At 49.9% G+C, this 12,481-nt stretch carries 8 protein-coding genes and 2 pseudogenes; 4 read left to right on the plus strand and 6 right to left on the minus strand.

Going from position 1 to position 12,481, the window contains the following annotated elements:
• Positions 1–609: 609 nt before the first annotated feature.
• From KYK14_RS04025 to KYK14_RS04040, 4 genes and pseudogenes are all read right to left on the minus strand, one after another.
• Positions 610–957 (minus strand): hypothetical protein, encoded by a 348-nt coding sequence (locus KYK14_RS04025; protein ID WP_219157052.1) that lies wholly within the window; start codon positions 955–957, stop codon positions 610–612.
• A 177-nt stretch (positions 958–1,134) separates the two neighbouring features.
• Positions 1,135–1,698 carry a hypothetical protein gene (locus KYK14_RS04030; protein ID WP_219157054.1) on the minus strand — a complete coding sequence of 188 codons (564 nt, stop codon included), beginning with the start codon at positions 1,696–1,698 and terminating at the stop codon, positions 1,135–1,137.
• Positions 1,699–2,119: 421 nt separating this feature from the next.
• A pseudogene (locus KYK14_RS04035) lies at positions 2,120–3,562 on the minus strand (DUF5712 family protein); the annotation flags it as partial.
• Positions 3,563–3,626: 64 nt separating this feature from the next.
• The gene (locus tag KYK14_RS04040; protein ID WP_219157056.1) at positions 3,627–4,358 is read right to left on the minus strand and encodes a hypothetical protein; all 732 of its coding nucleotides are present in this window, start codon (positions 4,356–4,358) and stop codon (positions 3,627–3,629) included.
• Between the two features lie 1,916 nt (positions 4,359–6,274).
• Between KYK14_RS04040 and KYK14_RS04045 the strand changes: the two genes are divergently transcribed.
• Entirely contained in the window at positions 6,275–6,619 is a 345-nt protein-coding gene (locus KYK14_RS04045) for a hypothetical protein (RefSeq protein WP_219157058.1), read from the plus strand.
• A gap of 534 nt (positions 6,620–7,153) precedes the next feature.
• Here KYK14_RS04045 and KYK14_RS22400 read toward each other — a convergent pair.
• Both KYK14_RS22400 and KYK14_RS22405 read right to left on the minus strand, forming a co-directional pair.
• Positions 7,154–7,714, minus strand: a complete 561-nt coding sequence (locus KYK14_RS22400) for a beta-xylosidase family glycoside hydrolase (protein ID WP_343217053.1) — start codon at positions 7,712–7,714, stop codon at positions 7,154–7,156.
• Between the two features lie 45 nt (positions 7,715–7,759).
• Positions 7,760–8,569 (minus strand): annotated as a pseudogene (locus KYK14_RS22405) (glycoside hydrolase family 43 protein); the annotation flags it as partial.
• A 671-nt stretch (positions 8,570–9,240) separates the two neighbouring features.
• Between KYK14_RS22405 and KYK14_RS04060 the strand changes: the two are divergent.
• The 3 genes from KYK14_RS04060 to KYK14_RS04070 all read left to right on the plus strand — a co-directional run bounded on the left by KYK14_RS04060 (position 9,241) and on the right by KYK14_RS04070 (position 12,456).
• Positions 9,241–9,999, plus strand: coding sequence for a ParA family protein (locus KYK14_RS04060; protein ID WP_219157061.1), 759 nt, complete (start codon positions 9,241–9,243; stop codon positions 9,997–9,999).
• Positions 9,996–10,391 carry a hypothetical protein gene (locus KYK14_RS04065; protein WP_219157063.1) on the plus strand — a complete coding sequence of 132 codons (396 nt, stop codon included), beginning with the start codon at positions 9,996–9,998 and terminating at the stop codon, positions 10,389–10,391. The genes KYK14_RS04060 and KYK14_RS04065 overlap by 4 nt, the downstream gene beginning before the upstream one ends.
• Before the next feature lie 868 nt (positions 10,392–11,259).
• Positions 11,260–12,456: a replication initiation protein gene (locus KYK14_RS04070; RefSeq protein WP_219157066.1), complete on the plus strand. Its 1,197-nt coding sequence runs from the start codon at positions 11,260–11,262 to the stop codon at positions 12,454–12,456.
• The last annotated feature ends 25 nt before the right edge of the window (positions 12,457–12,481 follow it).

A 12,481-nucleotide genomic window follows, 5' to 3' on the forward strand; every position in this document is an offset into this window, starting at 1 on the left:
ATCTTAGGATTACCCAAAAAGCGGTCAACGCAGTGGCGGACTAACTTCAAACGGTCAACTTATTTCAGGACGACACATTGCGGGCGTGGCGTCTCAACATACGGACCTTTTTACAAGACGCTTGCCTTAACTGCTTAGCACCCCCGAAAGATATTGCCGATTTTCTCATTCCCTGTTCTCACTAATCAACAACTCGCAGACTTCACCCCCATTGACTTCGTGAGATAACTAGTAATACTTATAGGTTACGCTCGCATGTATCGTCGACCAATCCTGTCCACGTCCACGTAGCCGTAGCGCAACAGCAAGTGATAGGCGGCGAATCTGCATGAAGGAAATAGATGGTCTGATGAGTCTACGCAGCAGCCGAGAAACATCGTGGTGGCCCGGCAAATAACCTCCTACTCGACGATCCATCGCGAGGAAACATTACGGGATTAAGATAGCGCTCCCGCCATCCTAGCCCCCGTTGGGTCAGGAGGCACGAGGCCACCGCACACTTCCATGATGCAGCCTTGCACCGTCCCGTTGGGTAGCACAAATCAAGTAAGGAGTGGAGGACCAGCGTTGGCTAGCAGCTAGTGCCTACTGATTTAACCCGTAGGCTACTCACGCATAGGCATAAGGCTGCAACTGTACACCCGCTAGGACCGGTACTGCCCGGCAGGCCCCTGTCGTGGGGTGCAGCCGTTCCGAAATCTGCGTCCGGTAGCCATAGCGGCGAAATAGGCGCTGGAACACGCGCAACCGTGCCACCGTGAAGGCCACGCGGCTTAGGCCAGGCGAGGACCCCTTCGGGGCGGTGAGCAGAGAACGCACTACGGCTTGCGGCATGCGCACCTGGCGGCTGATGGCTGACACATTCCAGGGCTGCAGCGGATCATTGGTGCGCTCAAACCACGCTTGCAGATGCTCCCAGGCTTCAGGCTGTTCGTAGATAGTACGGGCGGTGGGCATGCAAGGCGAAGAAGAGAGAGGAACGCCGCAAGGTACTGTATACAGGGTCAAAAAGGGAGTGGGTCTGCGAAACAACGACTGAAAAGGCCCCCAATCCTGCCAACTGGGCCACGCTCATCTATCCCATCATTTGCTCCCAGAGCGGCATATGGTACGCGACCGGTAGGAATGAGAACACTAGGAGAAGAAAGCACCCACCTGCTTTAGTTCCCAGCTGTCAGCAAGCTGATGACGCACCCGGGGTACGAGCACCGGTTCTTCCCGCAAGCTGGGGCGACGCGCTATCTCTGCCTCGAGACCAGGGGCCGGCGTCGTCACGGAGGCTAAGACCTGGGCCCAGTCGTTCCTATCTTTCATCGACGTAAGCCAACTATTCACGCCGGCTTGGTCTACTACCGTCTCGGCGAACTGTACGGTATACCCAGCGTGTTGCGCCAACTGTTCGATCACCAGCAGTAGCACGGCTGCATTACCTGCCTGGAAGGGCGCTACATGGTCATAATGATCGCAGTACGTGGCTAGACGCTGCACAAACTCGTCTTGCGCCAGCCCCCGCAGCCCGTTTTCCTGTTTCCACGCGACGCTGATCCTATCCAGTTCGTGGTGGACCGTCGTGGCCGCTGCAAAGGGGAAGGTATCCGGACCAGTTATTCGTTGCGGGTAATCGAAAATAGCCGGCCCTCTATTCGATTTCACCTCGTGCCGAGTCTGGCCGGCCCAGGAGTAGAGGTCTTGTAACACAAAGGCATGAATCTGACAAAAATGCAGTGTGTCGAAACGGCCTCGAATCACCATTAACTTTTCCCGCATCTCTCCTGCGCGAAATGCGGTGGTCACTTGCTGGGCTGCCCAGAGCACTTCCGAGTCAATTATCCCCAGTTTATTGAGTGGCACTTCGCCCGTACCATCATTGTAGTTCATGTTGAAGGCGGTGATAAGCCAGCGTCAGTGACGGCCGGAGATGAAAAAAGAAGGTAGTTGCTGGTCGGGGTGGCTACATACCAGCAATAGCATCAACGCAATGAGCCGAATCGGGCCTCCACTATTCTACAAGGGCCAGTTAAGTGGAATCTCCCGCGTGGCCGTAAGCGGGAGAAGTAGCGGCAAGAGTCTGCTTGTCATATGCCCGCAAGCTACTAAAACTTTAATTACGCTATCAAATTCAATCGCGTTCCTCATCACCACGAATATTCTGGGTGTAACCTTCCGTCTCCATCGCCCACCCAAGATCACGTCCTAAACCCGCTGTATTACGGCTAACAGAAGGGGTATGCTTGCGGGCTGTTCTACTACCAGCACGGTTGTAGGCAGGTGACAGTTGCCCTGATTGGCCAGTCCGATTATTGGTTGTATTTGTTCTATCAAGTTGGTCTGGCGGCAGCGTATTCTCTATTCGCTGTATCCTTCCTGTGCGCAGGAATTCATAGGGTTCTCGCACTACTTTCGCCGTGTTTGCTTGCCGGCCTATTCTCCCTAACCGCCTATAAAAAGCCTTGCTGTAGTCCTCCTCCCGGGCTACTTGTAACACAATAGAGGGGTCTAACTTCCCATTCTTCGGCAGCTTTGTATTTAGCCTTTCTACCTGCTCCAATAGCCGTTTATCTTGCTTCATCTGGGCGGCAATCGTATGAGCTGCCATCTTGGGATCTTTGCCCGTACGTAAGAATTTATATGGCAAATCATGGTAGTGCTGTTGCTTCGCCTCCCGCTCCAATTGCCCTAACCGGCCATAGAATGCTTTGCTGTAATCGAGTCTACGGGCTGCTTCCAACACCTTATTATGTTCCAGTTGTTGATCGACTGACCGTGCTTTATTGGCGCGGTCCACTTGGGCGAATAGCTGTCTATCCCGCTTCTCATCGGCTGGTTCATAGAATCGACAATTCACATAAGCACGCTTCGGACGTTGTGCACGGCCGTCTTTTACGGCGGCGCGGCGGCGAATAGAGTCGGCTATTTCCTCGGCCGTTTGCGTTGTCCGGCGACGCGTTTGCTGGCTTTGTGCCTGCTTATCAGCCCAGCTATTCGCTGCGTCACGCCGTTGCGTTCGGTCCTGTTGCAGGGGGCCGAACACCTGTTCAAACGCGACATTGCTCTTGGCATAGAAACCCACTCGATTAAACCGAGCGGCTTGTCCGAGGGGGTTTAGGGTGATCTTTTGCTGCTTATTATGGGCTGAAACCATCACGTGGATGTGGGTCTGTAAGCCCTCTTTCAACTGGCCACTGGGGGCGCCATCGTGGCCCCGATGTTTGCGTTCTTCGTGCTTGGTAGCCACCCACACTAGGTCTTTTTCCCCGAGCGGCTGACCTGACTTCATGCGAAAGTTCGCTGCATACTCCTGCATCACGTGGGCCGTATATGCTTTCAGTTTCATCGGATCATTGCTAATGTGATTCAACTCTTTCTCACTCGGGCTGATGACCAGGGAGAAGAATTTCGCCTCGTCTTTCCGCAAGCCTTTCCGGTTGGAATCGAGTAGGTGTACTGCCTCCTCCCCACTTATTCCTTCTCGCTCCGAGTGAAAAAACGTGGCATTCTGCCCCTGCTTTTTCGCTTCTCCCTCCAGATAATTAGTTGCTTGGCGGGCACTTCCTCGATTAGTATAGGCGTGCTGGCCGTCGTTGCCGGATTAATAATCTTGATATACATGGTCAATAAACGAAGATTTAGAAGTACTCCGGCAAACCGTCACTCACTGAGTTGGCAGGCGCCGGAGTAGACTTTTCCGCTCGGTTAGGTATGGCTGTTAAGGGCGGCAACGAAGGCTCCGGCCGAAGGGGTGGGACTAAATTCGTTACGAATTGATCGACTTTCTTTTTGACATCCTCATCCCGTCGGCTGTTAAATTCACGGTGCTTAGCTGGGAACTCATCCGCCCGATTCAAGGCTGTGAGCATCAATTGTTCCCCTAATCGCCGGCCATACAAGGCCTCCACATTAGTCAGCATTGCCTCTTGTATCAAGGGCATCAGGAACATTTCTTCTTGGTCACTGAGGTGTTCGTGGACGTTCTGCTCCTGCTGTTGTAGGTAGCTGAACAGAGTCTTTTCATGCCCGCGTAAGTAGCCGAACAAGTCCCGGTTCAAGTTCATTTCATGCTGGGTGAGCCAGCCAAAAAGACGATTGCTTAGGGTCGCCACGACCTTCTCCAAGTCATGAATTTTTGCTTGAATAACTAGGCCCTCCCGCTCCCGGTCAGTCACTGGATTTAGGCCGCGCTCGGCAAAAAAGCTGACGGCAGCAGACGCATATTCGGAGGCTGTTATCTCTGCCCTTTCGGCGGCTGGCAACAGCATAGCATGTGCCTCATAGGCTAAATAGACTTGGCGGCGGGCACTAGAAGCACAGCGTTTGCGCTTCTTTTCAGTTGGTGAGGTAGTTCGGCTCTGCTCACTCATAAAGCTGATTGGTGTTACCGCTAATGCGGCTGATTTCTAATAAATTGTGTTTGAAAAGTAAGCTATTAATTTTAATATCAATAATTACGAGGGTAAATATTGTCTAAAAGAGGGGATGCTACACCGATCAAAACGTTGATTATCAATTATTTAACTATCTGTTGGTGTCAGAAAATCTCTGATTTTTGCCCTAAATCACTTACTACCAACGCTTTAGCTTGGAGTATGTGATGCCCCTTTTGCTAACTAATCGTTAGCGCCTATTCAGGCGGCTTTTGGCTAGGGGCTACTGTCGTATACTTACGCCTGCTGACACTGGCTGAATTCGGGGAATTGCTGTTTCGGATGAATCGTTGCTTTTGGGGTCGTTATTGTTTCGCCTGTTTCACTGGTAGCGATAGTTTCATCAGATTTTGCCAGTTGCTCAGACTCACGAGTTTTGCAAAACCGCTTGCAAGCCCTGTATTGGTCTATTTGCGTTGGATGTTACCGTATGAAATAGCTATAGTTGACGTATGAAGTGTCCATAGTTGGGCAATCCACTTTCTGAGTAATCGCCTCAATTCATTCAAAAGGCAACCCCAAGTTGCACTTGCTGGGCCAGATGTTGACGTATGCAACGTCCATAGTTCACCCATGAAATGTGGTCAGTACCTCCGCAAACGGAGGAGCATACATTCTGCTCAAAACAGTCACTATTGCTCAATAGCCATTTTCGAGAAATTAGCGCTTTTCCTCATTTTGATCAAAACTGTAAAATACACAATTTTGCATTTTACAGTTTTGATCATATTTTATAAAATATCTCTTTCCTACGTTTTGATATTTTCGCGTTTTACGCCAACTTGACAAAGCGCTACTATTTGAACCTATGTTCACCTTCATTGGATGAGTATACTAGCTCAAAGCTGTTAGACTACTTCCGCTCGATGTATTGCGCTTATGGGCCTATCGTAAAATCTGCACTTCTGGCATCAGCTTGGTTGAGTACCAAATTTGCTCTGACCTACAGATTTGCTTTTTTGGCTTCTGCTGCATCATCGTGGCCTGAGCAACTTGTTACTGTTGCTGATCCTAACAGCCTACAGATCATACGCAACTAGCCTCCTCAGCACGATCTGTGAGAATGCCCTACCTGGCTAGTTGAAGAAATCGATGCGTGTAGTAATTATGCTGCTCCAGCAGATTTACCTACATATGCTCAGCTGCTACTTTTCATGTTGCTGGCCAGTAGACCCTGGCTTGCGTTTCCCCGCTTTCAACAACTTCCGCATTTTGCTTCGATTTTCGGTTTTTAACGAATCAGCGTTTTGCGACTTCGCACTGGTGACCACATTATCTGCCATTCCGCAAATCAGTCAACAGTACTCCCGTGAGCAATTCTGGTCTTATGACCAACACGACGAAACCTTATCGTTCGCATAATACCGGGTTGAAGCAAATTGCAGCAAGTCGCTCAAAGGGTTAAAATCACTCAGAGGGGAAATTCGAGAGATTCATAAAGTGGAGAAATCGATTTTTTATACTATCTGACGATTTCTGCAAAAATCTATAGCCCACTATTTTCTAGTTTCAGCTACTTTTTTGAAACTTTAAGTTTCTGTAGCGGCAGAAGCTGCCACTGGTTCTACATTTCACTTGAAGATATACTATTCTCTTATTTCTATAACAGGTATATATTAGTACATATGCGGCTTGTGCTCAAACACTAATAAATACTATTTTGTGCTTTATATTTCACTTTGATTATCCCCTCATTACAATCATATGTGATTTCTAACAAAATCACTCATTTTATTCTTTCTTCTATTTGTACCAATTATTAACTTTCCTTGATGCTACAGAAGTTAGCTACCTACTTACGACCATATACTTCTATATTTTCCATTCTTCACCAAAACTTCAACTCACTATCAATGGCAATTGATGAGCAGCACTCGAATACAACTACAACTGTTTCAGATGAATCCAAAAACACAGTTACTAATGCGTCAGCAGCTACCATTCCTAACACGTCCCGTAGTTCTGGTAAGAAGACCCACAAGACTAATAAGTCCACAAAGCCTGCGTTAGGGAAACTAAAGTTTTCGCTCACCCAATCCAGCGAACGAGCTCTTCGAGTAGCCGCCATCATGCTGGAGGACTTTCCCAATGCCCCCAACACCCCGCAGGAAATTGTTGAGGCAGCCACTATCACATACCTGAAGAAACTGCGCAATTCGAAAGTCCTGGAGATATCCCTCTCTTTGCTCCCAGAGTAGACTGCGCTGATCATTTAGTTCTATTGGTTCACTCCTCTTACCACTCTGCTCTCCTCTTCTCCGCTTTAACAAGAACAAGTCGTAGTGGAAAGTATTACTATCTAGATGCACGTGAACAGCAAGACCATTTACGGCATCCGCCACTAGAAAATCTTTAGGGATGGCCCGTCCAAAGAAAGCATGGCGACCCTCAACACGTAAAGCTTCAACGAGAGTAAACCCTTCAAAGCCGCAAATATCTGAATGACCGTAGGCTCTACCCCATAGCCCTGGGTAACCCACCCACGGCCACCAGGCGCTTCCTACTCAAGACGCACCGTAGGCAAGCCGCAACATCAACCGCGTAGACCTACAGGGCACAACGAGCAAGCTCCAGTCAAGCATACCAAAGGTGGGCTGGCCGTGGTGCTACCCACGCAAAAGCCTAATGCTATTACCTACGCGCTGAAGATTGTACCGACCTAAAGCAATTTCAGCACATGGTGCCAAATGCCTATCCGTTGGCCACGCTACCTCAACCCCTACAATCACCTACTAGTAAGAAATCGCAAAAGAGTTGAATGTAGCCGGATCAGTTGTGGCCCCTTGGTGGAGCAAGCCTGGGCGGGGGCTACGGTCCCAGGGAGGTAGGAAGTCGGCCTTATAGTACGTACCGCCTGTCTTCACCTCTATCCAAGAATTACTGTTGAGCCAGAAAAACCGGCACTTACTCCCCTGCTCTACGGTCATTTTCATCTGCACGGGCTGCTGGGCCTTGATGGCAACGGCTTGCAGCACCGTTCTTTTTTTGTCTTTCACTGCCCATACTTCCACCGTGTCGTTTCGTACCCCTACGCCTACTGCCTGGCTAGCATCTCCATACAGCACTAGGCTCTTCAGCGTCGCATTGTGCTTTGCTACCTCTGTGGTTACGGTGTAGGTGCCCATTAGCGGGCGAACTGTAAGTGCAGTACCGGCTAGGTTATCTGCCCCTACCGAGCCAGCCAACAACAGCGTCCCCTGCTTTATTTGCCACGTGGGCTGACTATGGCGGAAATCCCATTGCCACGCATTCGAGAGCGAGCCTGCGGAAAAATCATCCCGAAAATCTTGCACCGGCGCTGCCTTATCCCCTTCTGGGTGCAGGGTAGGCCAGCCTGTTGCTTTATTCCATTCGACCGCAGCCAACATCCCTTGGCGGCCGGTATACACGTCGGCCGTTTTGCTGTAGGCGTGGTACAGGAAAAAATCCTTGCCGTGGGCGGACGTCACCAGCGTGCCATGGCCAGCACACTTCCACGCCTCCGTTTCAGCCAGAATAGGATTGTTGGCATACCGCGTATAGGGTCCCCGCAACGTAGCCGACCGGGCCACCTGCACTTGGTAGGTACACTCGCGGCCGCAGCAGTTCCCCAGGGAGTAAAACAAGTAGTAGTAGCCTCCCCGCTTCACCACGCACTGTCCTTCTAAGCCTTTTTTTTCATCGTCGCGAAGAAGGGTAAAGGGCTCCCCTACCACCCGTACTCCATCGTCGGACAACCGACTGCCAAGTAATTCAATGGGCCGTTGGTCCAGCCCGTAGGCTTTCTAGGTGATGTACAACTGGCCGTTGTCTTCCAGCACAAAAGGGTCGATGGCCTCCTTCCCAAACTCCAGAAAAATGCCGTGGTCGGCGAAACCTTTCGCTGGGTCTTGGGCCGTAGCCACACCAATGCAGGAGACGCCATTACTCTTTTTGCGGGCCACATAGTACACATAGTAGGTGCCGTTTCGGTAAAACAACTCGGGTGCCCAGAAAGAAGAAGCGGCCCAGGCCGGCGTTTGTGGCAACACATAGCCCATGGGCTGCCAGTGGAGCAAATCGGTGGATTGAAATAAAGGAAAATGCGGCGCCCACTCCGATGAAGTCCCTGTGGCGTAGTACACTCTCCCCTTCCGGATAGCAGAAGGATCGGCAAAATCGCCGGGAATGACCGGGTTTTCCTAGCGCCGGCTGCTGTCTTTGCTCGCGCTCTTCACTACAAAGCCCCGCCTTTGCGGTGACCAAAAAGCAAAAGCAGGAGGTTGGAGAACGTAAGAGCTAAACACAAGTAGCAGAAAGATCAACCCGCTCACCTGCCGACTCCCGATGCTGTGTGCCATATACCCCATGCTATTTTGCGTGAATTGAAATGCCTAGCTCCTCCTTCTGATTGCGCCAACGGGTGGCAGGGCTAATACTCTCGTCAAGCTAATCTTTCGAACAAGCTATCCGCTTGTGCCAAGATACATTTTGAAATTTCTAATGGATATGTATCTCAGCTTAATGTACATCAACATATACAAGCTGTTTTCATAATTGTCATAATTATGGTAATGATAAAGCCACGCTATTATATCATCTTTGTGACAATGATGATTATACCTTACAATGGCAATAATTGTTGAAATGATCATAATTATAATAACTATTATCATTATTTAAATATTTTGTGCTGATACGTAAATATTTATGTATCCAAGTTTAGATTAAGATAAAACTACAGTTATAGTAATTTTCATAATTATAAAAATTACTATAATGTTACATATTGTAATAATGCACACCATTGTTGCTATTACAATAATGCGTATCATTGCCAACATTATCATAAAGACGCAGTATGTATACCATCACATTTGCTAATCACAAGGGGGGCGTTGGTAAGACCACATCCAATTTGAATGTGGGACAAACCCTAGCGCGCATGGGGAAGAAAGTCTTACTGATTGACTGCGATGCGCAGTGCAACTTGACCATGTCGTTTGCGCCCGATGGGGAAGCACACGTGGGCCAGGTGTTGCAGGGCGAAAAGACGCTAGCAGAGGTGATGCGCGTGGTAGAACCAAACCTATGGCTGGTTAATGCCACCCCACATCTGCACTACCTGGAAAAGCTGATTGCTACCCAACTGGGCTACGAGATGTTACTGCGGGAAGCATTAGAACCCTTGGCCGACCAGTTCGACTTTTGCCTGCTAGACACGCCCCCCAGCCTGTCGGCCCTGACGTATGCGGCATTGGTAGCCAGCCAGTCGGTATTTATTCCCAGTCAGCCGGAATACTACGGTTTCGAGGGTCTCACCACCTTGCTTGATGCCTGTGCCCGCGTGCGGAAGCACTTCAACCCAAACCTGAAGGTAGGGGGGGTGTTCTTTACAAAGTACTCGCCTACCTACCGGCGCAAGCTACACCACGACATTGTGCGCCTGATGAAGGAAGATGGGGTACTGAGCCAACTGGTGATGCAAACGACAATCCGTGAGAACGTAGCGTTGGCGGAAGCTCAGATTCAGAAGGAAAGTATCCATTCCTGGGCACCAGACAGCAATGGCGCCACCGACTACGAAAACCTTACCGCTGAAATCCTGACCCGGTTATGAAAAAGCAGAAACCTGATTTTGGGCGTAACCTACAGTCGCCAGCTCCTCTGCAACAAACGGATGCGTTACTATATGGCCTCCAATTGCCCCCTGCGGCTACCGTCTCGCAACCTAGTCCAAAGGCTCCTCCGGTTGCGCCAGAGCCTACCCCGGTGCCACCAGCCCCATCAAACGACGACGACGACGAGCTGATGGAGGTGTCTTTCACCACATTGATCCGCAAAAGCACTTTCCTGCGCCTGAAGCAGGCAGAGTTCTGGAAGCCTGGGTTCATGATTAAGAAGGCCACTGATAAGGCCCTGAGCGATTATCTGGATAACCTGCCGGAAGCCAACCGGACGTTGCCGGAGGAGGAAAAGCACCGCCTCGATTTAAAGAAGCTCCGGCGCTAACGTATCAGCAAGCCAAGCGGCGCCTCCTGATCTGCCAGCAAGCACCTGCTGCCCAAAACACCTATTACAAAAACCACGACAACCCCCGCCCCACGACCGCTACGTTGCCGCAACTCGTAGGAAATTGCAAGGCCAACGGGTTTCCATCGTGGTTTTTGTAATAGGTGCCCCCGCCTACTCCATGCTGGGAGGGTAGGGGAGGGGGTTGCGTCGTGGTTTTTGTAATAGATACCAGCTTAGAGAAGAGCTCGACGCAATATTTGATAAAGACACAAACATCTGATAATTAAATAGTTGGTTTGCATGTACCCTCAGGAATCTGACGGATACCGAAAAAGCATCTATTACAAAAACCACGACGGCCGCGCGACGCAATAAACCTAAACCGTCGATGGTCCCGCCAACGCCTTGTTGCCTGATGTTAGGGGCCTTACCCTTTTCAAATTTAAAAAACGACCTCTTTCACCTTTTAAAAAGGTTGTTCCTTATTTATAAGGTTTATAAGGTTTACAGGGATTGTAACTATTTGTTATACAATAATTTATAGGCCTCATCTATTACAAAAACCACGACAATCTATTACAAAAACCACGACAATCTATTACAAAAACCACGAACCAGCTATTACAAAAACCACGACAATCTATTACAAAAACCACGACAATCTATTACAAAAACCACGACAACCTATTACAAAAGCACGAAACGGGGGTAGTAGGGTAGGTGTGAACAACGTTTGCTATTACAAAAGCACGAATAGCGAATGAAAAATAGACCCGCTGCTACAGCTTCCATGTATTACAGCTGATAAGAGTTGTAATAGATGCAAACGTTTTGCATCTTTCGCTCGCTTACTTAGCGCTTGACAATGCAAACTGTTCTGTTCGACTCTACCCCTTCCGAAGAGCCTAGCGGCAAAATTGTAGTTCAGCACAATGCGCTGGTAAATGCTCGCTTCGATCTTAGCACCGTGGAGATGCGCCTGTTTATGGCCATGCTTTCCCGCATTGGACGCGACGACAGCGAGTTTCGGGAGATGTGCATTCCGCTCACCGAAATTGTGGCCTTGTCGGGGCGGCGGCCAAGCAGTAAGGACTACCAGCAGGTAGCCAGCATGTGCGACCAACTGGTTAGCCGTATTTTGCATATTGAGCGCCCTACCCTGACCCAGCGCAAAGAGCGGCGCAACGCGCCCGACTTCGATAAGATTCCGCTAATGGCCTACGCCAAATACCGCGGAGAGGAGGGGGCCCTGCGGGTACGTTTCAACGACGAGGTGATGCCGTATCTACTGCAATTGCACCGCAACTTCACCAAGGCCCAGGTGGTGCAGCTGCTCAAGCTGAAAAGTCCCCACTCGTACCGGATTTACTGGCTGCTGAAAGAATATTCCACGTTCGGTAACCGCGTTATGAGCGTGGAGGAACTGAAGGGCTTGTTGAACCTTGATGGGCAATACAAGCAGTTTCCACTGTTTCGGCTGCGGGTTTTGGACAAAGCCCAGATCGAACTGAGCCAGACAGATCTGCCGTTTGAATACGAGCTTATCCGGCAAGGAAAGAGCGTGTTTCAGATTCGGTTTATCTTCAAGCAAATGCCCTTGCTAGTGGAACCGCTGCCTCCAGCTCTGGCCGGTTGGCAGGAGGTACTGCATCAGGTTGGACTGGCCCCAAGCAGTTTGGCTACGATTGTGAGCCTAGTAGAACAGGGCGCAATAGAGCCAGAATACGTAGTTTTTGTGGTGAAGGCGCAGCGTGAAAAGCACCGGCTGGGCAAAGTCAAGAGCTTGGCTGGTTCTGTTTTCACCGCCATCACGAAACGTCATCTGGTCACCGAATATCAGCAGGCCCAAGAACGCCACAAGGTCCGGCAGGTAGCAGTTGTGGAAAAGGTAGATGCAGTACGCTTCCAGGTGAGCGATCTAGAGCCTGTGTATCAGACTCTCGTAAAGAAAAATAAGACTGCTGACGCCACATTCGAAGAGCACTTGCAACGCGTGTATCTGAGTCAGGGATTCGTCTTGCGCAAAGATCAGGAAGGCAAAAGCTGGGTGATCAAGCAGTAACAAAAATTGCGTAGCCAAGCCAATA

The organism is Hymenobacter profundi (assembly GCF_019334315.1).
Classification (GTDB): Bacteria; Bacteroidota; Bacteroidia; order Cytophagales; family Hymenobacteraceae; genus Hymenobacter; species Hymenobacter profundi.